Annotated in this window: 19 protein-coding genes and 2 pseudogenes; 10 read left to right on the top strand and 11 right to left on the bottom strand. The window is 58.6% G+C overall.

Annotated features, from left to right (window positions below):
- A partial coding sequence (locus ACRYA2_RS24835) for a DUF7344 domain-containing protein (RefSeq protein WP_433634154.1) occupies positions 1–339 on the top strand: 339 nt, incomplete at its 5' end.
- Positions 340–776: 437 nt separating this feature from the next.
- On the opposite strand, the gene ACRYA2_RS24830 is transcribed toward ACRYA2_RS24835, so the two are convergent.
- Entirely contained in the window at positions 777–1,274 is a 498-nt protein-coding gene (locus ACRYA2_RS24830) for a hypothetical protein (protein WP_433634152.1), read from the bottom strand.
- A gap of 237 nt (positions 1,275–1,511) precedes the next feature.
- Between ACRYA2_RS24830 and ACRYA2_RS24825 the strand changes: the two genes are divergently transcribed.
- The 4 genes and pseudogenes from ACRYA2_RS24825 (at position 1,512) to ACRYA2_RS24810 (ending at position 6,137) form a co-directional block, all read left to right on the top strand.
- A complete protein-coding gene (locus tag ACRYA2_RS24825) occupies positions 1,512–2,876 on the top strand; it encodes a dihydrolipoyl dehydrogenase family protein (RefSeq protein WP_433634150.1) in 1,365 nt (454 codons plus the stop codon).
- A gap of 216 nt (positions 2,877–3,092) precedes the next feature.
- A complete protein-coding gene (locus tag ACRYA2_RS24820) occupies positions 3,093–3,623 on the top strand; it encodes an SRPBCC family protein (protein ID WP_433634148.1) in 531 nt (176 codons plus the stop codon).
- A pseudogene (locus ACRYA2_RS24815) lies at positions 3,620–4,019 on the top strand (transposase); the annotation flags it as partial. The gene ACRYA2_RS24820 and the pseudogene ACRYA2_RS24815, both read left to right, overlap by 4 nt.
- Positions 4,020–4,262: 243 nt before the next feature.
- Positions 4,263–6,137 (top strand): glycoside hydrolase family 15 protein, encoded by a 1,875-nt coding sequence (locus tag ACRYA2_RS24810; protein ID WP_433634146.1) that lies wholly within the window; start codon positions 4,263–4,265, stop codon positions 6,135–6,137.
- Between the two features lie 156 nt (positions 6,138–6,293).
- On the opposite strand, the gene ACRYA2_RS24805 is transcribed toward ACRYA2_RS24810, so the two are convergent.
- The gene (locus tag ACRYA2_RS24805; protein ID WP_433634144.1) at positions 6,294–6,428 is read right to left on the bottom strand and encodes a hypothetical protein; all 135 of its coding nucleotides are present in this window, start codon (positions 6,426–6,428) and stop codon (positions 6,294–6,296) included.
- 745 nt (positions 6,429–7,173) lie between these two features.
- On the opposite strand from ACRYA2_RS24805, the gene ACRYA2_RS24800 reads away from it, so the two are divergent.
- On the top strand, positions 7,174–7,836 hold the full coding sequence (locus ACRYA2_RS24800) for an alpha/beta hydrolase family protein (protein WP_433634142.1): 663 nt from the start codon (positions 7,174–7,176) through the stop codon (positions 7,834–7,836).
- A gap of 129 nt (positions 7,837–7,965) precedes the next feature.
- Positions 7,966–8,598: a DUF7979 domain-containing protein gene (locus ACRYA2_RS24795; RefSeq protein WP_472850140.1), complete on the top strand. Its 633-nt coding sequence runs from the start codon at positions 7,966–7,968 to the stop codon at positions 8,596–8,598.
- 272 nt (positions 8,599–8,870) lie between these two features.
- Here the strand turns inward: ACRYA2_RS24795 and ACRYA2_RS24790 are convergent.
- Together ACRYA2_RS24790 and ACRYA2_RS24785 are read right to left on the bottom strand one after the other, a co-directional pair.
- Positions 8,871–9,050 (bottom strand): annotated as a pseudogene (locus ACRYA2_RS24790) (transposase); the annotation flags it as partial.
- Positions 9,051–9,141: 91 nt separating this feature from the next.
- Positions 9,142–10,668 carry a cryptochrome/photolyase family protein gene (locus ACRYA2_RS24785; RefSeq protein WP_433634136.1) on the bottom strand — a complete coding sequence of 509 codons (1,527 nt, stop codon included), beginning with the start codon at positions 10,666–10,668 and terminating at the stop codon, positions 9,142–9,144.
- An 822-nt stretch (positions 10,669–11,490) separates the two neighbouring features.
- On the opposite strand from ACRYA2_RS24785, the gene ACRYA2_RS24780 reads away from it, so the two are divergent.
- Both ACRYA2_RS24780 and ACRYA2_RS24775 read left to right on the top strand, forming a co-directional pair.
- Positions 11,491–12,942 carry a glucoamylase family protein gene (locus ACRYA2_RS24780; RefSeq protein WP_433634134.1) on the top strand — a complete coding sequence of 484 codons (1,452 nt, stop codon included), beginning with the start codon at positions 11,491–11,493 and terminating at the stop codon, positions 12,940–12,942.
- Positions 12,943–12,993: 51 nt separating this feature from the next.
- Positions 12,994–14,049 (top strand): TrmB family transcriptional regulator, encoded by a 1,056-nt coding sequence (locus ACRYA2_RS24775; protein ID WP_433634132.1) that lies wholly within the window; start codon positions 12,994–12,996, stop codon positions 14,047–14,049.
- A 6-nt stretch (positions 14,050–14,055) separates the two neighbouring features.
- Here the strand turns inward: ACRYA2_RS24775 and ACRYA2_RS24770 are convergent, their stop codons facing one another.
- The 7 genes from ACRYA2_RS24770 to bglX all read right to left on the bottom strand — a co-directional run bounded on the left by ACRYA2_RS24770 (position 14,056) and on the right by bglX (position 22,705).
- On the bottom strand, positions 14,056–14,238 hold the full coding sequence (locus ACRYA2_RS24770) for a hypothetical protein (RefSeq protein ID WP_433634130.1): 183 nt from the start codon (positions 14,236–14,238) through the stop codon (positions 14,056–14,058).
- Positions 14,239–14,360: 122 nt separating this feature from the next.
- Entirely contained in the window at positions 14,361–15,449 is a 1,089-nt protein-coding gene (locus tag ACRYA2_RS24765) for an oligopeptide/dipeptide ABC transporter ATP-binding protein (RefSeq protein ID WP_433634127.1), read from the bottom strand.
- Positions 15,446–16,510 (bottom strand): ABC transporter ATP-binding protein, encoded by a 1,065-nt coding sequence (locus ACRYA2_RS24760; protein ID WP_433634124.1) that lies wholly within the window; start codon positions 16,508–16,510, stop codon positions 15,446–15,448. The genes ACRYA2_RS24765 and ACRYA2_RS24760 overlap by 4 nt, the downstream gene beginning before the upstream one ends.
- On the bottom strand, positions 16,511–17,536 hold the full coding sequence (locus ACRYA2_RS24755; protein WP_433634122.1) for an ABC transporter permease: 1,026 nt from the start codon (positions 17,534–17,536) through the stop codon (positions 16,511–16,513).
- Positions 17,526–18,536 carry an ABC transporter permease gene (locus ACRYA2_RS24750; RefSeq protein ID WP_433634119.1) on the bottom strand — a complete coding sequence of 337 codons (1,011 nt, stop codon included), beginning with the start codon at positions 18,534–18,536 and terminating at the stop codon, positions 17,526–17,528. The genes ACRYA2_RS24755 and ACRYA2_RS24750 overlap by 11 nt, the downstream gene beginning before the upstream one ends.
- Before the next feature lie 18 nt (positions 18,537–18,554).
- Positions 18,555–20,309, bottom strand: coding sequence for an ABC transporter substrate-binding protein (locus ACRYA2_RS24745; RefSeq protein ID WP_433634117.1), 1,755 nt, complete (start codon positions 20,307–20,309; stop codon positions 18,555–18,557).
- Positions 20,310–20,527: 218 nt separating this feature from the next.
- On the bottom strand, positions 20,528–22,705 hold the full coding sequence (gene bglX, locus ACRYA2_RS24740; RefSeq protein ID WP_433634115.1) for a beta-glucosidase BglX: 2,178 nt from the start codon (positions 22,703–22,705) through the stop codon (positions 20,528–20,530).
- Between the two features lie 238 nt (positions 22,706–22,943).
- Here bglX and ACRYA2_RS24735 point away from each other — a divergent pair, with 238 nt between their 5' ends.
- Complete coding sequence (locus ACRYA2_RS24735) at positions 22,944–23,066, top strand: hypothetical protein (RefSeq protein ID WP_433634113.1); 123 nt, start codon at positions 22,944–22,946, stop codon at positions 23,064–23,066.
- Positions 23,067–23,345 lie beyond the last annotated feature (279 nt).

Raw genomic sequence — 23,345 nt, 5'->3', positions numbered from 1 at the left:
TTTGATTCGGTCCTCAGTCTGTGTCGAAACCAGCATCGTCGAATCGTGCTTGCGTTGCTCACAGAAGAACAGCGGTCGTTGCCGCTGAATGACCTCACAAAGACCATCCTCACGTACAATCATCAGACGACCATTACAGAGGCGTCTGAGGACGTGATAACAGAGGTTCGCCGCTCGCTCCATCACGTCCACCTCCCAAAGTTGGCCTCGGCAGGACTCATCAACTATGATCCAGAGCGACAGCTCGTGGAACCAACCGAGCAACTTGATCAGATGCAGCCAACCCTGTCTCCGATCCTCGATGCCGACTCTACACTCGAAGCGCCAATGGAACTGTGAAATGGAAGACAATACCCACTGTGGAATGACGGATAATCCACCACTCGCTGACGGACATAGTTCACCAGTCCGTTTCCCATCCCAAAGACTTCCGTCATAAGGCCCGCACCGATGGCCTGCGCGGGAGAGAGTCCGACCACGAGAATGAAAAACGGACTGAAAAAGAGCGCTCCTGAAACACCCGAGGACAGAGCAATCATCGAGAATACGATCGAGGCGGGAAACACCCACCAGTGAGCGAGAAACTTCGCCACGGGAAACCCAGCGGGAATCAGCTCTGATTGGACGGCAATGAGAAGACTGGCTGTGTTTCCGCCAGCGAGCTCGTTCAGGATGCCAGCGACGAGTATGGCAAAGGTGCGGACGACGCCCCCAAATATAGTGAAGGTGTTCCTAGACATGCGATGAACCAATGCGAATTAGGAGAGGAGTGTTAGTTAGTCTTTGGCGACAAGCGCGTACGCTATTGCGACTGGAAGAGCGTACACGATGTGTCCGAGGAGACTGACGAGCGTCCTTGGAATTGAGATATTCGGGAACGGCGGTGCTTGCGGGAAGCCGACGACGGACAACCAAATCGGCATGACTAACACTGCGAGGAAGACGGTCGTCAGGATGCCGTATCCGATTCCGAGGCCGATACTTCCCCCGAGTCGGCGGGCTGGCGAACGGAGTGGTTCGAATTGAACGATGGCAACGTACGTCAGTCCGAGAACGACACCGTGGAACTGGTGTAGCGCCCAGCCAGCCATTAGTGCTGGGCCTTCGATACCGTACATCGCCGGGATAACGACTTCCAGTAGCGGCGGTGGCATGACGTACTGCATTATCAAACCGAACAACACGCTGCCGATGAACCCGCCGACCACTCCGGCGACCCACTCGTTTTTCCGGACAGTCCTGATTCCGATTACTGATTCAGTTTTGGTAGCCATCTGTCTGCGATTACCTCTAGGCACCTACTGTACTCCGGTAACCTTAACTGTAATCTAACCTACAAGTGAGTAGATTACCTCCAGGGAACCCCACCACTATCTGACCGTCATTATCCACCAAACAGACACACGGACAGTGAGAATCGGATATTGGGCCAGATGGATACTACATGGAAAGGGGGTGAGTTCATCCTCACTCTCCTGTTTTTGTAGCTGCGAGTATTTACTGGACACGTCATGACGAGTTTCGACGTCATCGTCATTGGGGGTGGAACGGGAAACAATGTCGCCGCAGCGGCGGCCGACGCCGGCCTTGAAACTGCGCTTGTCGAACCCGGTCCTCTCGGTGGGACGTGTTTGAATCGCGGCTGCAACCCATCGAAGATGCTTATCCAAGCCGCAAATGCAGCTAACGACGTCCGCGAGGCCGAACGCTTCCATGTCACGGCTACACTCGAGGATATCGATTACTCAGCAGTCGTCGCCGAGATGGATGAGTTACTGAGTGGGATCGCCGAGGACATGGAAGCGCGGTATCGCGAAAAGGAGCATCTGACGCTATTCAAAGAGCAAACTGAGTTCATCGATGAGTCAACGCTCGCCCTAGACGGTGAAGCCGTATCCGGTGAGAAGATCGTGGTTGCTGCTGGTAGTCGTCCTTCAATCCCGCCAATCGATGGTCTTGACGCGATCGATTATCTCACCAGCCAAGACGCACTCTATTTAGAAGAACTGCCAGAAAGCCTGATTATTCTAGGTGGGGGCTACATCGCCGTCGAACTCGGGTATTTCTTCGAATCGATGGGCACAGACGTCACCATCGTCGAGAAACATGATACACTCGTTTCTCGTGAAGATCCTGATGTCGCTGCCATGTTCACTGAAATTGCTGCTGATCGCCACGACATCCATACTGGTTACCGCGTCGTTGCTGTCGAGGAAGCTGATGACGGTTATATTGTCCATGGCGAGGCCGAAAATGGCGATACGCTGGCTGTCAGCGGTAGTGAGGTCCTGGTTGCACTTGGGCGACGCCCTAACAGCGATACGCTCAATCTCGACTCGACGAGTATCGCGGTTGACGACCGTGGGTTTGTAACGACTAACGAGTACTTGGAGACAACTGCTGGGAATGTCTGGGCGCAGGGCGATATTGCTGGCAACGCGCTGTTCAAACATTCAGGGGACTACGAGACCCGTCACATGATCGCAAACGTCGTTGAGAGTGAAAAACAGCCGATCGACTTTTCGGCGATGCCGCACACGATTTTCACTGAACCACAGATTGCTGGTGTCGGGGCGACCGAACGCGAACTCACCGATGACAGCGTCGAATACGTTGTCGGTCGGGCCGACTATAGCGATTCGGCGATGGGACGAGCGAAGAAACTCGAACAGGGGTTTGTGAAGGTTCTCGCGACGCCCGGGGGAAAAATACTGGGCTGTCACATTATCGGCTACGAAGCATCGGCGTTACTCCATGAGGCAGTCGTAGCAATGCGAACTGGCGCGACTGTCGATGATGTGGCTGGGACAATTCACGCGCATCCAACGCTTAGTAAGGTAGTTGAGGCGGCATTTCAGGACGTCTCGAACCAATAAATGCTTTTAGGGACTTGGCATTTTCCATATGAGGTGTTCAAAATTGCAGATGTTGACCAGGTTTCATTATAATCGAGTCTACTATGAGAGCTAATGTTTTTGCGTTTCTCGTCAACCGCCTCGAGGTCAAGCCCCGTGGCTTCCGCCTCGTACCACCTGTGAAGAAGATTCGCTTTGTTCCATAACTAACTGGAATGGAGAGTTCTCGGTGAGTTCATGGTAACGTTTGCCTATAAGCGTTCTCCGAACCATAGAATAACCATGGGAACGATTCGAGTCGAACGACACGTTCAAGCCACTGTAAGCGACGTTTGGGAATCGATTGCAGATGTTGAAGCTGTAAGCGAATTTGCGCCCAATGTCAGTAGAGCCATCGCACTTGATCCAAGAGGAAGCGGAATGCACCGTCGATGCTGGGATTACAACGATAACCAGTGGGATGAAGAGTGCATTCTCTGGGAATCAGAGCGACGCTACGCGTTTGCTGTCGATACTAAAGCAAGCGAAAGTAGCGTTCACCGTTTGTTCGATCAATTCGTTGGAATCTTCGAAGTAGATGACCGAACCGACGGTGTCATTCTTGTGGCGGAATTCAATCTTCAACCAAGGTACGGTCCCATCGGTGCATTGCTGTTCCGATGGATGCAACCACGAATGCGTCGGGAAATAGAGAAAATGATAGAGAACTGGGCACGAGAAATCGAGAAACAGACTCCACCTCCGTCTTTCTCACACGAGCAAAAATGAATCGTCGCCTGCACGGATGGGCGTTTGCGAAACTCCACTCCCAGATCCAGTACAAGGCTGCCAAAGCTGGTATCCCCGTGGAGACAGTCGATTCACGGAATACGTCGAAGAACTGCCACGCCTGCGGCGAGCGTGGGTCTCGGCGGTCGCAGGCGTTGTTCAGTTGCACGAATCCAGAGTGTTGGGTGTCGGAGTATCACGCCGACATCAACGGTGCGCTCAATATCGCGGATCGCTACCCCGCCGGAGAGAGTCACCCCCCAAACTGACCTGAATTCAGGTGAGAAGGCGGGTGACGATGACTCGGGCGGGGACGGGGCCTCATTGACCGGGCCACAAGACAGCCGGGCCGATGCTGAAACTCAGCAGGCGACGCTCGGACCGGATGCGTCTTGAAACCTTAGGGCCACGCTCGGCCTGAAATCCTATGGTGGGATTCCCGCGTCTTCAGGCGCGGGAGGAGGTCAAGTGTGCTTGGTTTCCACCAGCAAATCGTCTCCGGTGAGTCTGCTCCGGTCCAATCCTGTAGTGTTCGTTGGACGCGTTATTTTGAACCGGTCTCCAGAAGCGCGACCGCAGTCGGTTCACACAACCCCATGGAATTGATGTTGGATGGCTACGTATAGGTGGTGGTCAGGTATGCACGAGTACGCTCCCCTCGAAGAGTATGGGCTGGTCGGCAATCTGGAAACGTGTGCACTGGTCAACGTCGATGGGTCGGTCGACTGGTGTCCGTTTCCGCACCTCGAATCACCTAGCCTCTTCGGACGTATCTTGGATGCTGAAGATGGGGGGCACTTTCGCGTTCACCCGGATGCGTCGTACGAATCTACACACCGGTACCTTGATCGGACGAACGTACTCGAGACTGAGTTCCAGACCGGGATGGGCACGCTTTCGGTGACTGATTTCATGCCCGTCACTGACGACGGCCACACTCGTCAGCGGGCACTGTATCGGAAGGTGGAGTGTCGTCGCGGCACCGTCGACGTTGAGGTCGCCTTCGAACCGCGGTTCGACTACGCTCGTGCGTCGACCACGATCACTGCCCGGAACGATGGCCTCCTCGCCGAGGGCGACGACGACATCGCGTTTCTCTCCACTGGCCTCTCATTCGACGTGAGAGACGACGAGGCGACTGCGACCACGACGATGGAATCCGGCGATACCGAGTGGTTCGTCCTCTGTTATGGCGACGACGAGCCAGTCGACGAAGCAACGGGGCGGCAGTACCTCGACGAGACGATCGAGTATTGGCGTGGGTGGGCCCACACCTGCGACGAGTCGAAATGTGTCTTCGGCGGGCCGTGGCACGACCTCGTCGTCCGGTCTGGGCTGACGCTTAAACTGCTCACGCACGCTGAAACAGGAGCTATCGCCGCCGCACCAACGACGTCGCTTCCCGAGGAAATCGGTGGCGTTCGCAACTGGGACTACCGCTACAATTGGATCCGGGACGCTGCGTTCACGATCCAGGGTCTTTCAAACCTCCATCACACGACCGAAGCCATCGAGTACTTTGACTGGTTTCTCGACCTCTGCCGGACCGATACACCACAGCAGATCCAACCGCTGTACGGACTACATGGGAGTCCCGACCTGGAAGAGCGAGAACTCGACCACCTCGCTGGCTACCATGGTTCCTCGCCCGTTCGTATCGGGAACGGTGCAGCGACGCAACGTCAATTGGACACCTACGGAGAACTCGTCCTCGCCGTCTACGAGACGGCTCGCAACGGGACGCTGAGTACGGCCGACTGGAGCGCCATCCGAGACATCATCGATTACGTCTGTGACGTCTGGCACAAGAAGGACGAAGGTATCTGGGAAGTGCGAGGCGCCCCCCGTCACTTCGTGTTCTCGAAGGTGATGTGCTGGGTCGCTCTCGACCGTGGGATCGCGATCGCGAAGGAGTACGACTTCGACGCTCCGTTCGACCGCTGGCAGTCCGTCCGCGACGAGATCAAGAAGACAGTTCTCGAGAACGGATACGACGACGACCTCGGAGCGTTCGTTCAGGCGTTCGGCGACACGGAGACGCTCGATGCCACGGCACTCCTCCTACCCATCGTCGGATTCCTCCCCTTCGATGACGAACGCATCCTCAACACCATCGAAGCTGTTCAGCAGCATTTGACGACCGAGGACGGACTCGTCTATCGGTACAACGGCGAGGATGGCCTTCCAGGCGAAGAGGGTGCGTTCGTCCTGTGTACGTTTTGGCTCGTGGATGCACTGGCGCTCACGGGCAGAGTTGACGAGGCGAAAGAGACGTACCTCAACGTGCTCGACTATGTGAGCCCGCTCGGGTTACTCGCCGAGGAGATCAGTTACGAAGATGGATGCCAGCTCGGGAACTTCCCGCAAGCGTTCAGCCACATCGGACTCATCAATTCTGCACTCTACATCGGCCGCGTCTCCGGCCAAGACAGTAAGGGATTCGCCCCGATCGCACTCGATTTGGGAAGTGGAATCGTCACTGCTGCAGACAGTGATGGCTCTCTTCAGAGGTGACCGTCGGGCGGAAGCCCCATGCTCGAAGGCAATACCCGATATCGTTTCCTAATCACGGCCCGGAAAACAGCTAGTCGTTGCATGCAAAACTTCCTCAAACGTCCAATAAGCGTGATCGTTCGAGACTACGATAGTGCCGAAAGCGTCGATGATGAGTCATCGAATCTCGTGGCAGAAGCAGCGAAGGTAGGCCGACAGCTCTTCGAGACGGTCGGGCAGTCCGAGCAGAACACAGAATTCGTGACCGTCCGCGAGCAGCGCGCCGAGTCCCAGTCCTATACCAAAATTCATTAATATTCATAGTTATCCTCGCTGTATGAAGCGGTCCGTCATCATCGTCCTCGTGGTCATGGTGCTGACTGCGGGGTGCTCGAGCTATCTTCCCTGTATATTGAGCAAAATAGGAAAAATAACTTACCGATAGTATTACATAATGTAGCTATGAAACGTCGAACCCTCCTCCTCGGAACCCCAGCTATAGTAACTGGATTGGCTGGCTGTTCGGCGCTGTCGTCCCCCTCTTCGATGCTTACTGTCACTGTAGTCAGTCACGCCGAGAATCCATATACAGTTGAGTTGACTCTCTTTAGAAGGAGTGCTGATATATCTCGTAGTGAGGCGAGGGTATACGACGCAAGCATTGACGTGGAACCACAGGGTCAAGCACAACGGACGGGCGTTGCTGAGGCCCGACCGTACCTCGTCCGATATAGTGTGTACGAGAACAACCGCAAATTAACCGACGAAGACCACATTCACTACTATCCACCCGATAACGGTGGTGATGATAGCTTGACATTCGATATCGATTCGATTGGGGTTCTCACTCGACGGTGAGCAATTCACTCCACGAACTGAGCAGTTTTGTCGGTGAGATGTACAGTGCAGAGCGTGAATTGAACAGTACACCGCTTGGGTTTCTGTTATTCCTCCGCTCAGAAGGGCATATTGGATACCACGGCCTTCTACAAGGAGACAAAGTCCAATAATCCACCAGATACATGTAGTACTTAATAAGTAGTTTTATAAATATATAATGTCTGTCACAAACATTGAATTAGAAGTCGGGGACAACACGTATACCGGGCGGCTCAATGTACCCACTGAAGGGTCAAAGCGCGGTATTGTTGTGCGGCCTGGAGCGGGACACGGCCCTTATGGCGATATTTTCGATAGGTTTGCGGAGGAGGCTGCGGACAGAGGCTATCGCTGTCTGCGGTTTCAGACGTGGGGCGAACAAGAGAACCTCAGACAGAAAACACTGAGCGACCTTCACGATGAAGTGGACGCAGCAATAGCACGCTTACAGTCCGAAGGCTGTGCGGAGATCTCCATCGTCGCGAAGAGCTTTGGCGCGGGCATGTCGCTCACGCATATCCCCAACGCTGTCGAGGCGATGGTATTGTGGGCACCTGCTATTGGGGTAGAGGATACGTCGAACGTCGGTGCTGTGAAGGAAAAACAGTTCAGCGAGGGAGACAGGCCAGTCGTTAGCCCAACGTTCCTCGAAGAGATCGAGATACCCGTGCTGATTCTCCACGGTACCGACGACGAAACTGTGCCCGTAAGGAATTCGCAACAGATGGTCAACGCCCTTCCTGATGGGGAACTCCTCACACTTGACAGGGAAGACCACTCGTTCCGTGGGGCAGTAGAGTCCGAGGTGGTAGCACAGACGCTAACGTACCTTGATGGCTAACGGGCGGAGACGATGGAATGACGAAACGATAAATTTGTACCACAGACTGAACAGGGCCAGATGACTCGTGCGCAATCCAAAGCGTGTACTTCCCAGAAAGCATTTGCGTAAGCATATCGTGCGGGAGACATGAAATTCCGCTTTCGCCCCCTCTGTATTGTGGTACTCTTGGTCCTTGCTGGTTGTGTCGGTTCCCCATCTCCGAAGGCGACGACCACAGGGTCACCACCAACAGAGACCACCACTACCCTGGTGACAATGACCCCCACAACGAGTTCTACACCGACAACCACGACCATCTCACAGGCAAAGATTCTTGACTATCAGAATCTCGAACCGCCAACTCGACATATACTTCGAACAGCGATCGAAAACGGTTCCGTGACGGTCACCCGTTCGAACCTTTCTGGAAGAGTATCGCCTGACAAGGACGGGTGGTATGTTCGTCACCAAGGCGAACTCTACAAGATGTCGTGGGAACATCAGGGGTTTCGTGGTGGGTATCAACTCAGAAATACAACCGAGGTAAACGCGTCGGCAGTCAATGATGCAACTGCCGCCATTGAGTACCGAAACTTATCGGCCTACGCCCAACGGATGTTCGACGCTGCCAGGATGGGCGGCGAGACCGAAACCCATGGGGCGAAGTTTCCGAATCAATTCCTGAACAACCGCTACGTGAAGTATCAAGGCGAGTATTATGAACTCCGAACAGTGGTTGGTGACTACGCCACCTATCAGCTGTCTCTCAATAAGGTATGAACTGCGATACATACGCACCATGAACTGAACAGCGTTAGAGAACGGGTGCACAATAGAGAGCGTGTATTTATCACAGCCTCATGTGACAAATGCGAAAACCTACTGTAGGCGGGTTACAGCACGACCACGTTGTTATCGAGCCAGTTCACTAACAACTCTCGGGGCGACAGCACTGCGACCTAGCGAAACCACTGAAGAAAGTGAACTAGACCACCTATTCTTAGTGAACCGCCTCGGGGCTTGACCCCGAGGGGTGAAAACCGTAATCCCGATTAAACGTGTTCCGTTCGCTCGATACACTGCTCAATCGTGTCGCTCGAAACATCTCCTGCCGTCCCGACGTAGTACGATTCCTACCAAAATCCGCCACCCCACAGGTACTCCTCCAAGAACGGCTCGTACTGTTCCCACATCTCCCGCGCCGTGATGCTCTTGACCGTCCGCACGATCTCGAGGTTAACAGACCGATGGTGTCGTGGGAGTGTCTGACTAATCCACGGGAAGCCTCGGGGCTTGACCCCGAGGCGGTTCACCGGAGCCACGTTATAACTCCCCGTCCTTCTCCATACGTCGGAGGGTCCGGACACGGTCACGAATCGCCTGGCTATCCGCGTCGTCTAAGTATGAGTACATCAGCGCCATCCGAGGATTCCGGCGGAGATCAATTTCGTTTCGGTCGAGGAAATCCCAGTAGAGAGCGTTGAAGGGGCACGCCCCGTCGCCAGTGGTCTCGTCGGGGTCGTACGGACAATCCGGACAGTAATCGCTCATTCTGGAGACGTAGTTTGCAGAGGCGGCATAGGGCTTGGTCGCGAAGACACCCGCACCGTACGACCCCATCTCGACGACGTTCGGCGTCGTCACCCAGTGATAAGCGTCGACGTAGCCTGCGTGGAACCAGCGGTTGAGCTGCCGCGGATCGACGCCGTAGAGGAGAGCGAAATTCGAGAGGAGCATCAGCCGCTGGACGTGGTGGCTGTATCCCCGTTCCCGGACGCTCGCGATGGTGTCCGAGAGGCAGGCCATGTCCGTCTCGCCTGTCCAGTACCACTCCGGGAGGTCTGCGTCCGCGTCCAACTGATTGGCATCTGCGAGGCCAGGCATCGTCGTCCGATAGACGTGACGGACGAACTCCCGCCAGCCGATAATCTGGCGGACGAACCCCTCGACGCTATTGAGCGGAATGTCCGGGTCTGATTCGCCGGCCGCGATGACGGCCTCGACCGCTTCCGCCGGGCGGAGCAGCCCAAGATTGAGCGCCGGGGAGAGAAGCGCGTGATTCATCGCCCACTCGCCGTCGAGCATGGCGTCCTGGTAGGGGCCGAACGCGACCAATCGCTCCTCGACGAACCCGTCGAGCATCGCGAGCGCGTCCTCGCGAGTGACGGGCCAGCGAAACGACTCCGGGTCTGCCCAGTCACCACCGTAGGGTGGCCCGTCGTAGCTCCCATCGAAGGTCTCGTCGACCCATTCGGCAACGTCCCGGGTGAGGTCATCGGGCGAAAAACGGGGTGGGTCCGGCGGTTCGTGTTCCGGTCCGGGGAACTCGCGGTTCTCCTGGTCGAAGTTCCAGGTTCCGCCGACCGGCCGGTCGCCGTCCATCAGATAGTCGGTTTCCCGGCGCATGAACCGGTAGAACTCCTCGTGGCGGTACGGCGTCGACCGGTTGTCAATCCACGTGTCGAAATCGGCACGCGAACAGAGGAACAGGGAATTGTCGACGACGTCGACGCTGCCGTCCTCTCGTTCTATCAACTCGCGTAATCGCCTGGCGGCGCCATGGCTCGCGGGTCGCATCACCGCGAGTTCGTCGCCCGGATGAGCTTCGAAGTGGCTCGCTAAGCCCTCGCCGAAGGTTTCGGCCTGCCGGTACTCGACCTGTCTGCCGGCGGCGCGGAGTTTGTCCCGGAAGTGCCGCATCGCAGAGAACACGAGCGTGAGCTTGTGCGGATGGTAGGGGAGTCTGTGAGCGAACGCGCGCGCCTCTATCATGAGCACCCGTTCGTCAGGTCGCTCGGCGATGGGACCGACCTCTCGGACGAGTTGGTCGCCCAAGACGAGAACCGTCATCGATCCATTTCGCGTCGGGAGCGACGGTCGACGCCTGCTTTGTCGGTGTCCGTCGGGTCGATCGGTCCGTGCGCTCGACCGACGACAGACCTGATGAAGTCCGAGTCGGTCATTCGGTCGGTCTCGTTCGTGTCGTCGGGAGGGTTCCGGATAACCGCCGGAGCGGTCGCCAGTCCATCTATACGGTCGATTGAGTGGCTTCCCATGAGTGATGTTCAGCCGTCAGTAGCATACGTCCTCGTCTGGGTATCGGCGCGTATCGCGCAATTTTAGATTTTTGTCCGAGGGAATCAGCGAACGTTCCGACCGATAGTACGCCAAACAACCGTGGTCGGCGATGAGGAGCACCCCATTTTGGATGGGTCTCGGCGTCACTGAGACGACGAGAACATCCGGGGTTGTGATACCACTAGAATCGACGAGCATCTGGACACTGAAAAGACGGCCGGAGAGTATTCCAGTTTGATCGGCCGTTAGCAGGCGGTACTACCGCGTGCGGCTTGCGGTTGTGGATCGAGAGTACAACAGCATGAGTAGTGAAGAGTACGTCGAATAAACGACCTTCATCGGTCCTGTTGGAACTTTCCTGGCTGACAAGAAGGATACGCTGAATAGAGAGGTTAGATCGAACGGCACCAGTTAACCCACATAAAGATATGTGGTAGCTGATGTTTAGAACGTGGCCGAGATGGAGGCTAAATGATAAACCATGCCGCCGGTGCAGCCGACTCGACTTTTTGCCGACGTCGACACAGTTTGGTTCACAAATGTTGTTGTGCTAGTTCAACAGTTTAAAGGAGGGGCAATCGGAAACGAAGTGGTATGCCTAACCATGGCTCGAAAGAGGGGAAGCGGACGGTCCCACGACGAAGCGTCCTCGGGACGATTGCGACGCTGAGCACCGGAACGACCGTTGGCACGGCCTCGGCCGCCCGTTCTACCGATCAAAAGGGCAGGGAAACAGAGCGAAGCCTGACGGGACAGCTCCGGGGCATCGCCCGGAAGACGTATCGCTTCGTCCAGGAGTTCACACGCCACCGGACGGGGTTTGTTCCGGACCGCGTCGACGAAACGCCGAGCGGGTACGAAGGTTCGGGACGGACGTCGCCGGCGAACATCGGGGTTCAACTCCTGACCACGGTCAGCGCGAACGAACTGGGGTTCCTCGACGACGAGCGCGCGCGGGATCGATTGACGAACGTCCTTTCGACGCTCGAACGTGCGGAGACGTGGAATGGGCTGTTCTATCGCTGGTACGACGTGGAAACCGGCGAGGTGCGGGAAAACTCCTCGAGCGCAAGAAATGTTTCGACAATCGACAACGGATGGCTCTCCGCCGGACTGCTCGTCGTCGGCCACGCCTTCCCGGCGCTGCGCGAGCGCGCATATAAGTTGGTCGAATCCGCGGATTATACCGCGCTCTACGACCCGGAAATATACGACCTGTTTGAAGGCGAGACGACGAAACCAGGCCACATGCACGCGAAACACGATTCCGACAGTGGACTCGTCGGCCACTACGGCTCCTTCAACACGGAGCCCCGGATCGCGTACTACCTCGCCATCGGCAAGGACGACATCGACCTCGGAAGCTGGTGGCAGATGTACCGAACGTTCCCGCCGGGAGACGCCTACAGTTGGACGAACCAGAACCCGTCCGGCGTTACTCGGACGTACCAGTCAGAGTCGTTCGGCGAGATGCCAGTCTACGAGGGCCACTACGAGTACTTGGACGAGAAGTACGTTCCAAGCTGGGGCGGCAGCATGTTCGAGTCGCTGATGCCGTCGCTGGTTCTCAAAGAGAAGGAACTGGGGACGGACGCGCTCGGGCTGAACAATCATCGACAGGCGTACCTCCAGGTCGAATACGCGAACGAACAGGGGTACGACGCCTGGGGCTTCTCGCCATGTGCAACGCCCGACGGGTACGGCGTGTACGGCGTCGACAAACTGGGAATCAGCGGCTACGAGGAGGAGGGCATCGTTACCCCGCACGCGACGTTCCTGGCGCTTGAATACGCGGACGAAGGCGACGTCCTCGAGAACATCCGAACGCTCAAGAACTACGGCGCCGAGAGCCAGTACGGGTTCTACGATTCCGTCGACGTCACCTCGGGGACCGTCACGAAGTCCTACCTGATACTCGACCAGGCGATGGTCCTTGCGCCAATCGCGAACTATCTCGCCGACGGCGTGCTGCGCGACCACTTCCACGGCACGAGCATCGGCTCCGGCCCCGAAGAGCTACTGTCGGCGGAGACGTTCTCCATCTAACTGAGCGGTCTCTCGAAAGACAAATCTTGGAGGAACGTTTTCACCGATACAATGTCGTTACAGCGGGCTCGCGAGTTGCTCACGCAGATCGGTCTTTCGGACAAGGAGATTGACGTGTACTTCGTCGTGCTGGAACACGGTGAGGCGACCGTCACCGAGATCACCGAGGCGGTCGACATCTCGACGCGGTACGTGTACGATATCACCGAGCAACTAGCCGACCGGGATGTCGTCGTCCTCAACGAGTACGAGAACCCGACGACGATTCGCGCTATCGACCCTGAGCAAGCCATCGGGAACCTGATGGACGAGCTAGAGACGGTCGAATCCGACCTCAAACAGCTGTTCACGGCGCCAGAGCCGACGGACATCGAGTTCGATGTCATCCAGTCGGACCAGACTGCTCGGAGGCGTATCAAGAAGATAATCGACGAGACGACCGACGAAATCGTCCTCTCGATACCCGGCTCCAGATACTCGGGATTCGCCGAGGAGATCGAGAACGCCGCCGACCGCGGCGCTTCCGTCCTGCTCCTCGTGGAGGAAAATCGGGGGATGCCGCGCTTGGACGAACTCGACCTGCCGCACACGGCCGTTCGAGTTCTGGATACTCCGCTCCCGCTGATGGTCGGGGCCGACGTCGAGGTGGGCGTGCTCGGTCCCGCCGGGTCGTTCACGGGGGCGGACGGCGGGCGTGACATCGTGACGGTGCGACAGCCGCAGTTGGTCGGGACCATCGTCGGTTCGTGTCTGAGTAACTACTGGCCGGTCGCAGAGGAGGTGTACGTCGCAGCACCTGGGCCGCTCCCCAAGACGTACGACCACTTCCGCTCGGCCGTCCTCGAAGCAACGTTACACCATCGTGATGGCCGCCGTGTGTCGGCGACGGCCGAAGTCACGCCCCTCGCGCAAAACGCGTCGACCGACGTCCGGACTGTCTCGGGCGACGTCGTCGAAATCCGACAGGGATTGGTGAATCCGTCGACGAACACGTTCCCGCTTGAGGCGAGCCTGACCCTGGAGACCGACGACGGACGCTACAGCGTCGGCGGAGAGGGGTCACTGATGGAAGACTTCGAGGCGAAGCAGGTGACGCTCGAGCGGTGACGGCGGTCAGAACGGGTCCCAGTCGACTGCCGCGAGGACGCCGCTCGCGACCAATCCAACGAGTATCAAGCCGGACGAGAGGACGGAGACGTAGTAACTGGCGGTCCCGGGCGTGACGTACGGGGCGCTAAAGAGGAGCAACACCATGAGGACGGTGAACGCGCTGAAGATGAAACGCCAGAGCCACATCCGTTAGCACCTCCTACGAACTTCGAGCGTCTTAGCTGCTCGGTTCGGGTCGAGGAGCGGGGTCGCTGTGCCGACCGCGGGCCTAACCCCCGGGCCGGACCGGTAAGCTGAGACGGACATTTTCAGTCGGAGTCTGCGAGTGACGGCGTTTCCGACGCAATTTCCTCGCTCTCCCAGTACTCGTGGTTCGGATCCTGCCGGAAGCACGCCGCATGATGTTCGTTATATGCGTCCCACCTGTCTAGTTTTGGACAGGAGGACGCACACACCTCGCGCGCCTCCGGACAACGAGTGTGGAAGCGACAGCCGCTCGGCGGGTCGACCGGGTCGGGAATATCGATAGCCCGCACGGGCGGCTCTTCGACCTCGTCCTCGGGGTCGATGTCCGCGGTCGCCCAGCGCAGGACCTTCGTGTAAGGATGCTGTGGATTCTGGAGCACTTCCTCGGCAGGGCCGATCTCTACCAGTTCGCCGAGATACATGATGCCGATGCGGCCGCCGGCCTTCTGGGCGAGATAGCGGGCGTTCGAGAGATTGTGGGAGATGAAGAGGTACGAGGTGCCGAAATCCTCCTGCAGTTCGAGCATCAGGTCCATCATCTCGATGCGGAGCGAGACGTCGAGCGCGCTGACCGCCTCGTCGGCGAGGATGAGGTCCGGGTTCATGAGCAACGCCCTGACGAGCGCGATACGCTGCTTCTCGCCGCCGGATAGCTGGTGGGGATAGCGATGGGCGTAGTCGGTCGCGGGTTCCATGCCGACGCGTTCAATCATCCCGTAGATGTGGTTGCGGCGGTCGGCCTGGCTGAGGTCGTCCTGCCACTTCTTCAGCGGCGCTTCGAGCGTCTTCAACACCGTCTGGTTCGGATTGAGCGAACTTCCGGGGTCCTGGTGGATTATCTGGAGCGACTTCCGAATCTCCTGGAACGGAACGTCGCCCTTTCCGCGCTTGGCGTCCCAAACGTCGTGTCCGCGATAGCGTACCGAACCACCGGTCGGCTTCTGGAGACCGATTGCCGTCTTTCCAAGCGTCGTCTTGCCACACCCCGATTCGCCGACGAGTACCACGACGTCCTCGTCGTCGATAGCGAGGTCGACGTTGTCGACGGCACCCACGACGTCCGGTTCGTTCAGCACCGATTCGAGCAGTCCCTGGTCTTTCTCGAAGTGAACTTCGAGATTCTGAAGTTCGACGACGGGGGCTCCGGTCATGGCTTGCCCTCCAGTTCGTCCGCGTCGAACGACACGGCGTTGGCCGCGTCCTCCCAGTGGTGACAGGCGGCGTCGTGGTCGGGATGGTCGACGGGCCGTAGCTCCGGGTCGTTCTTGTGACACGTTTCGTCGGCGAGCGGACACCGGGGCGCGTAGGTGCACCCGCGAGGGATGTTGACTGGGTCCGGCGCGGTTCCCTCTATTGGTTTCATCGACTCCAACGGCGCGTCGAGATTCGGAACCGCCTTCAGCAACGCCCGTGTGTAGGGGTGGCGGGCCTCCTCGACGACTGCGTCCGTCGGTCCCCGTTCGGCGACCTCGAACGCGTACAGAACGCAGAGTCGGTCCGCGAGGCCGGCAACGAGCGGAAGGTCGTGTGTGATGAAAACGACGGTCAGGTCGTGCTTCGATTGCAGGTCGTCGAGCAGGGACAGGATCGACCGCTGCATCAATAGGTCCAGCGCTGCCGTCGGTTCGTCCATGACGAGAATCTCCGGGTCGAGCACCAGAGACAGCGCGATGAGGGCTCGCTGGCTCATTCCCCCCGAGAGTTCGTGCGGATAGGAGTCCAACACTCGGTCCGGGTCGAGATAGAGGTCAGAGAGGAGTTCGCGAGCACGGTCCATGCCAGTGCTCACGTCCGCGTCGTGAGCGGTGAGCGTCTCCTCGAAGTGCTTTCCGACCTTCATCGTCGGATTGAACGACGAGAGCGCCCCCTGGAAGACCATCGATATTTCCTCCCATCTGAGACGCTTCAGTTCGTCGTCGCTCAGGTCGAGGATGTCGACCGGCTCTCCCTCCTCGGGATAGTACGTTATTTCGCCCTCGACCTGTCCCGGTTCTTCGACGGCATCGAGCATCGACGACGCCAGCATCGACTTTCCCGACCCCGACTCGCCGACGACGCCGAGCAGCTCGTTTCGCTCGACGTCGAGATCGACGCCGTTCAGGACGTTCGCCGACCCACGATCCATCTCGAACGTCACCGACACGTCTCGGATGCTGATAGCGACGTCTTCGTCCCTGCGCTGTGACTGCTGTCGTGGTGATTGTCGTGACATTTAGAGCGTACCTCCGGAGTTGGTACCAACGGTGGTCGCATCTCCCGCGTCGTCCTCGGAGGACTTGTCGGGAGTACTGTCGGAATGACGGGCCTGGATGCGGGGGTTGAACAGGCGGTCCGCACCCTGTGCGAACAGCGTCAGACCGAGCGAGAACAGAATGATAGTCAGCATCGGCATGATAAGCCAGTGGGCGGTATCGACGGTGTAGAGGGCGCCCGCCGTGCTGTATGCGAGATTCATCATCTTCCCCCAGTTCGGCGCGCTCGACGTGAGAATCCCGAGGAAGAAGAGCCCGACCGACCCGAAGATGACCGTCCGGGCCGCCTGCACGAAGTTCATCGTGATGTAGGGCATGAGGTTGGGAATAACATCCTGCCTGAGGATTTTGCTCGTGGAGAGCCCCAGCACGCGAGACGCTTCGACGTAGGACTCGTGCCGTAGCGAGAGCACCTCAGAACGAATCGCCCGGGCCAGTCCGGCCCACGCGTTGATGCTGAGTACGATTCCGATCAGGAAGGGGCCCTTCGGATTGAGGATGACCGCAAGAACGATGACGAGTACCAATCCCGGAATCGTTAGCGCGATGTCCGTGATGGTCATGAGACCGCTGTCGACCGTCCCGCCCTTGTAGCCGGCAAGCGTCCCGACGACCGTCGCTACTGTGACTGTAAACACCGCGCCGGCGAACACCATCTTCAACATAAACGGTGTCGCGTGAACGATTTGAGCCAGGATGCCGCGTCCGAGGCCGTCAGTACCCAGCGGAAACGCCATCGTCTGGAAGGGCGCGATGAGTCGCTCGCCCTGATTCGCCTTCGGCTGCTTCACCACTGCGACGCCGACCGTACCCATCAGCAGGTACAGAAGGATGATAAGCGAACCGAAACGAGCACGCTTGTCCGACCAGACGATTTTGGACGGGACCAGCAGATACTGTTCGACGTATTGGTGGAACCGGGCCGCTCTCGTCTCGGTCGACGTTTCGGTGATGTCGAACTGGGATGCGTTCGTCTCAGATTTCATCGGAACCACCACTTTCGATGCGCGGGTCCAGTTTGGTGTACGTCAGGTCCGCGATGAGGATTCCGATGACGACCGCGAGCGTGATGAGCAGGAACGCGCCCATCATCATCGGATAATCGCGATTGCCGATCGCCCGGAACATGTAGTAGCCGACGCCGGGATAAGAGAAAATCTGCTCGAGGATGACCGATCCACCGAACGCCATCCCGACAGAAATCATCAGCCCAGTGTACATGGGAAGTATCGCGTTCCAGCCGACGTATCGAAAGGCGATACGCCGCTCTGAGAGTCCGCGCAAGCGAGCGACGCGGAGGTAGTCCTTTCCGAGGATGCTGATGCTGTTCCCGCGCATCGTGAGCGCCCAGCCGCCGAATCCGGTGATGGCGAGCGAAAGCACGGGGAGGGCGGCGTGATACAGCACGCTGGTCACGAAGGCGAGGGTGAATCCCGGCTCGACTGCTGTCCCGTAGCGGCCGCCGGTCGGAAACCAGCTTAGCTGGTAGCCCAGGATGTAGACGAACAGGATTGCGGCGACGTAGTATGGCGTCGAACTCAGCACTAGCGAGACGACGGACCCGCTGAGGTCGAATGTTGTCCCCTCGCGGTAAGCCAGAACGGCGCCGAGCGAGACACCGATTCCGAACATCAGCAGTAGGGCCAGCGTCATGATGAGAATCGTCCATGGGAGTGCATCGCCCAGAACGGCCATGACCGGAACGTCCCTCCAGATGGATCTGCCGAAGTCGCCCTGGAGGACGGAGCCGAGGTACTGGAAGTACTGGACGTAGAGCGGCTCGTCGGGCTGGACGTTCGTGTAGGTGGCGAGCCGTTGGTTGATTTCCGACATGGACATGTCCGCGTTTTGTTTGATGAGTTGCGCTCGCAGGGCGTCGACGGGGCCACCGGGCATGAGCCTCGTCAGCCCGAACGACAGCGAAATCACTGCAAAGACCGTGAACAGCGCCCGGCCGAACCGTTTGGCTATATATTGTGTTGACATTACTCGTGTGACGAGTTCTTACTTCGTCTTGGCCGACAGTTCGCCAGTTCTCGGGAGCCACGACGTTGGCCAGTAGACGTACATGCTCTCGTCGTTCTGGCTCGGGACCTTCCAGTCGTCCTTCGTGAGGAAGCTCTGTGCGAGTTTCTCTTGTATCGGGAGAACCGGAATCGTCTGGTTGACGACCCAGGCGAGCTTCTCGGCCTTCTGTTTCGTTTGCGTTCCCGGCTTCGCGGTGAGAAGGTTTTCGACTTCCTTCGCGACGTTGACCTTTTTCGAGCCTCCACCGGACTTCATCGAGGGAACGGAGACCGTGTCGGGGTAATTGTACACCTTGTCGGCGGCCGAGCTTGCAAGCTGGAACTTGAGGTGGAAGTACGGATGCGAGTGGAGTCGTGCCGACCATCCGCCGGAGGCCAGCACGAAGTCACCTTTCGCGAAGTCCTTCCCCCAGAACGTCGAGGTGCTCCGAGAGACGAGCTTCGCGTCGATACCGAAGCTCTGGAGTTGGCTGACGATAGTCTCGGACGCCGTCATCCAGTCGGTGTACCCCGACGGAACCTTGAACGGAGCTTTCAGGGTTTTTCCGTTTTCGTCGACCCACGTTCCGGACTGTTTCTTGAATCCAGCCTCCTTGAGCAGCGCCGCCGCTTTCTGTGTACTCGTCTGGTACTTGTTGAACTTGCTAGCGCTGCTCCCGAGCCACTTGTTGGAGTTCGCCGGGACGGCGTTGGGAATGTCGACCGGCTGTTTGGTATCGCCGCCGGAGTTCTTCGCGACTTGCTTGCGGTCGATGACGTGTGCGATGGCTTGCCGAACCTTCCGCTGGCCGAAGTGCTCGTGGTCGTGTTGGAACGTCACCCCGAACCCGCTGTTCGTCGGGATTTTTGCCCGTACGACGCTCTTCGGGAACTTCTTTCGGACGTTCTTCGGAACGAACATCTGGGCCTGTCCGTCCAGTTCGTTGTTCATCAGCGCCTGCCAGCGCTTCTGGTTCGACGGGAAGTACTTGTAGATGACCCGGGGGAAGTTGATGTTGCCGGCCTGCGGGTGCTTCTTGAATTTGGTGAGCGTAAACTGCTGGCTCGTCGCCTCCTTCAGCTCGAACGGCCCGTTACCGACTGGCTCCTTTATTGTCCTGCCGCTCAGGTTCCCTTGGGCCGTGGCCTTCTCGGACTCGTTCGACGCGGTCTCGAATTCCTGGAGGTGCTTCTCGAACAGACTCTTTTTCACCGTGAGTCGCTTGTTCCGGAAGGTCTCAAGGAAGATGTCCGGATTGATTTCGTTCGTCAGCGTGAGCTTCACGGACCGGTCGCCCGTCACTTCCGCCGACTCTAGGAACTTCGTCAGTCCCATGTGCTTCTCGAGGCGGAGTTGGGCGACAAGGTCGTTCGCCGTGACGGGGTCGCCGTTGTGCCACTTCTGTTTCCGTGTCTTCAGCGTGACCGTCTTACCGTTGATGGACCAGTTGGTGAGCAGATTCGGCTCGAACTCGTGTTTTTTGGCGTTGTACCTGACGAACGCGTCGTAGAGCATTCGTGACGCGTCGCCGGGCCAGTTCTTCGAGTTGAACGAGTTATACTGAGCGTCCTTTGGGACGAGCCACTCCGAGAGGGTGAGCTCTGGGTCGGCTAATTTCCCGTTGCCGTTCGAGCCCTGCGACGACGTTCCCGAGCAGCCGGCGAGGCTCGCGATTCCGACGGTGCCTGCCGCTTCCAGCGTCCGACGGCGGGTCCAGTTCAGTTCTGCATCATCGTTCGTTCCGTCGCGCATGCCTTTGTGACTCTCTCCCACCTACTAAAGAGTTATGTTGAAATAGTACTACAAAATACATCCAGACGTATTCATTCTGATAGTATAGTCCCGGAACCGCTCACCAGCAACTACCGGAATTGCAGCCATCCACGTCCTAAAAACACTCCACAATCTCGAGGAACGAACGATTTGCTTTGAACAGAAAGTACAATCGGAGGCAACACAACAGGGAGCACTCACCCGCGCAGTTCGAACGCCCCGGTCACCCTGATGTCCGCCGCGGACCGCCCGACCATAACCTCGAACTCGCCCGGTTCGGCGGCCATCTCACCGTCGGCGGTCCAGAAGGCGAGGTCATCCTCAGTCAGCTGGAGCCGGACCGTTTTACTCTCGTCCGGATTCAGCGTCACCGTCTCGAACCCGGCGAGTTCCTTCACGGGACGCGAGCGACTTCCTACCCGGTCGTGAGTGTAGAGTTGCACGGTCTCGTCCCCTCGCCGGTCACCGGTGTTGGTCACTCGAACGCTTACGGTGAGCACTCCCCCTCGTTCCAGGACGTCGTCCGAGAGCGCGAACTCATCGTACTCGAACTCGGCGTAACTGAGACCGTGACCGAACGAGTAGAGGGGCGCGTTCGGCGTTTCCATGTACGATGTCGCCCAACCAGGTTCGGCCGTCTCCGCCGGCCGTCCGGTCGGCAGGTGGTCGTAGTGCACCGGACACTGACCGACGTTCCTCGGAAAGCTCATCGGTAGCCGTCCCGACGGGTCACGTTCGCCGAACAGGACGTCGGCGACGGCGTGTCCCGCCTGCGTTCCCGGGAACCAGGCCTCGAGGATAGCGGGTAGGTGCTCGTCCATCCACGGCACTGCGAGCGGGCGCCCGTTGAAAAGGACGCTCGCGACGTCGGTGTCCGTCGAATCGAGCGCTTCGAGGAGTGACCGCTGGTCGCCCGGGAGGTCGATGCTGGTCCGACTCCGGCACTCGCCCGAGAGTTCCCAGTTCTCGCCGACCGCAACCACCGCTACGTCGGCGTCGTCGACGGCCTCGACGGCCTCACGCTGAGACTTCTCGGAGACGGCACCGGATCTGTCACACCCCTCCACGAACCGAACGTTGGTCCCATCGCCGACTGCCGCCCGCACCCCTTCGAGAACAGTCACCGCATCGCGAGGCTGACCGCGGGCGCGCCAGTTGCCGAGCATGTCGTCTTGACTGTCGGCGAGCGCACCGACGACCGCGATATCGTCGTAATCGTCCACGAGCGGCAGCAGGTCCTTCTCGTTCTTCAGCAGCACCAGCGATTCTCGCGCCGCCTCCCTTGCTACGCTCCGGTGTGCTTCCCGCCGCGTCGCCGCCGCCTTCCGGTCGTCGTCGAAGTAGCGGAACGGGTCGTCGAAAAGGCCGAGTTCGAACTTGTAGCGAAGGACGCGACGCACCGCGTTGTCGAGCGTCGATTCATCGACAGTACCGTCCTCGACGAGGCCGACGAGCGAGTCCGAGAAGACGTGACCAACCATGTCCACGTCCGAACCGGCCTCGATGGCGGTCTCGGCAGCCTCGGCTTCGTCTCCCGCCACCCCGTGATAGATGAGTTCCCGGACGGAGTTCCAGTCCGAAACGACGAATCCCTCGAAGTCCCAGTCGTCCTTGAGCGTCTCGGACACGAGTGATTCGTCCGCGCCGGCGGGAATTCGGTCGTACGCCGTGAAGGCGTTCATCACCGTCGCGACGCCCTCGTCGACCGCTGCCTCGAACGGCGGCAGATGAACGTCTCTGAGCGAGCTCTCGGAGATGTCGACCGTATTGTACTCGCGCCCAGCCTTGACGTCCCCGTATCCGGCGAAGTGTTTGGCGCAGGCAAGAACTGTATCTACCGCTGACAGATCCTCGCCCTGCAGCCCGCGCACCCGTGCCCGGGCAAGTTTGCTCGCCAAGTAGGCGTCTTCGCCACTACTCTCCATCGCCCGGCCCCAGCGTGCGTCTCGCGAGACGTCGACGGTTGGGGCAAAAGTCCAGTGGATGCCCGCCGCGGCGGTCTCCGTTCCCGCGACGTCGGCCGTGCGTTCAGCGAGGTCGGGATTCCAGGTGGCGGCCTCGCCGAGAGGAATCGGGAAGATAGTTCGAAAGCCGTGGACGACGTCAAATCCGAATAGGAGGGGGATGCCGAGACGCGTCTCCTCGACGGCGATCCGCTGGTACCGCCGACGGTTCTCGAGTCCGTCCACGTTCAACACCGACCCTACCCGTCCCGATCCAATTTCGGCTTCGAGGTCGACACCGTCGACAGCGGGTCCGGTCTGGTCCGAGCCGTTCAGCTGATTCAACTGGCCGACCTTCTCCTCCAGCGTCATCTCGCCGAGCAATGACTCTATCTCACTTTCCCGGTCCGTCTCCGCGCTTTCGGCGACCACAGGAGGCGACCGAGACGATTTTTCGTTCGTCATGAATCGTGCCTGCCTCTTCTTCTTTATTCTGATTACTTAGTTCATCATGATTGTGTGGCTCCCGGCGCAGTCGGTGCGACTCGGGAGAACGAAGCGGTCGACGAGTGGTCGACGGTTACCGCGTCGGCGGGGTCGTTCGCCTCGCGCGATGGCGGCGTCGAACGGTTGACTGGCAGAACTAGTCGAACGCTTCGATGTAATCGAGTTGCTCGCGCGCCTGTCGCCGTTCGAGTCCTGGAAAGTGACCGGTGATTACACCGACGACCCGCTGGCCGACGGCCACTCGGCGCAGGTCTGGACGCTCGAACGGACGCCGGCATGTGACTGAACGTGACCAGGTGACGAATGACGAAGTCGCTACTCGTTCAGGACGCAGCCGTATTGACACTGACATCCGTCTGTTCGAGCGCGGAACGATTCCTATCGCTGACGGTCGCATTACTGACGTCCGCCGATCCATTGGCGGGGACACCGACGCAGACATGGTCCGGGTCATCGATGGAGAGGGAGGTGCTGAGCAGTGCCGTTGTCGTACTGCCGTCTGTTATAGTCGTCTGGAATATCTGTAACAGACACCCTATTTATTACTGTATAACAGATTACATAC

It is taken from the genome of Halomicrococcus pelagicus (assembly GCF_050954125.1).
Note: the sequence above shows the minus strand (reverse complement) of the source record. Positions and strands in the feature narration are given on the sequence as shown.

What these genes read in the sequence shown, in the direction of transcription:
- ACRYA2_RS24830 (WP_433634152.1), bottom strand. Translation starts at nt 1,274, where the DNA reads ATGGCTACCAAAACTGAATCAGTAATCGGAATCAGGACTGTCCGGAAA.
- ACRYA2_RS24825 (WP_433634150.1), top strand. Translation starts at nt 1,512, where the DNA reads ATGACGAGTTTCGACGTCATCGTCATTGGGGGTGGAACGGGAAACAAT.
- ACRYA2_RS24820 (WP_433634148.1), top strand. Translation starts at nt 3,093, where the DNA reads ATGGTAACGTTTGCCTATAAGCGTTCTCCGAACCATAGAATAACCATG.
- ACRYA2_RS24810 (WP_433634146.1), top strand. Translation starts at nt 4,263, where the DNA reads ATGCACGAGTACGCTCCCCTCGAAGAGTATGGGCTGGTCGGCAATCTG.
- ACRYA2_RS24805 (WP_433634144.1), bottom strand. Translation starts at nt 6,428, where the DNA reads ATGAATTTTGGTATAGGACTGGGACTCGGCGCGCTGCTCGCGGACGGT.
- ACRYA2_RS24800 (WP_433634142.1), top strand. Translation starts at nt 7,174, where the DNA reads ATGTCTGTCACAAACATTGAATTAGAAGTCGGGGACAACACGTATACC.
- ACRYA2_RS24795 (WP_472850140.1), top strand. Translation starts at nt 7,966, where the DNA reads ATGAAATTCCGCTTTCGCCCCCTCTGTATTGTGGTACTCTTGGTCCTT.
- ACRYA2_RS24785 (WP_433634136.1), bottom strand. Translation starts at nt 10,668, where the DNA reads ATGACGGTTCTCGTCTTGGGCGACCAACTCGTCCGAGAGGTCGGTCCC.
- ACRYA2_RS24780 (WP_433634134.1), top strand. Translation starts at nt 11,491, where the DNA reads ATGCCTAACCATGGCTCGAAAGAGGGGAAGCGGACGGTCCCACGACGA.
- ACRYA2_RS24775 (WP_433634132.1), top strand. Translation starts at nt 12,994, where the DNA reads ATGTCGTTACAGCGGGCTCGCGAGTTGCTCACGCAGATCGGTCTTTCG.
- ACRYA2_RS24770 (WP_433634130.1), bottom strand. Translation starts at nt 14,238, where the DNA reads ATGTGGCTCTGGCGTTTCATCTTCAGCGCGTTCACCGTCCTCATGGTG.
- ACRYA2_RS24765 (WP_433634127.1), bottom strand. Translation starts at nt 15,449, where the DNA reads ATGACCGGAGCCCCCGTCGTCGAACTTCAGAATCTCGAAGTTCACTTC.
- ACRYA2_RS24760 (WP_433634124.1), bottom strand. Translation starts at nt 16,510, where the DNA reads ATGTCACGACAATCACCACGACAGCAGTCACAGCGCAGGGACGAAGAC.
- ACRYA2_RS24755 (WP_433634122.1), bottom strand. Translation starts at nt 17,536, where the DNA reads ATGAAATCTGAGACGAACGCATCCCAGTTCGACATCACCGAAACGTCG.
- ACRYA2_RS24750 (WP_433634119.1), bottom strand. Translation starts at nt 18,536, where the DNA reads ATGTCAACACAATATATAGCCAAACGGTTCGGCCGGGCGCTGTTCACG.
- ACRYA2_RS24745 (WP_433634117.1), bottom strand. Translation starts at nt 20,309, where the DNA reads ATGCGCGACGGAACGAACGATGATGCAGAACTGAACTGGACCCGCCGT.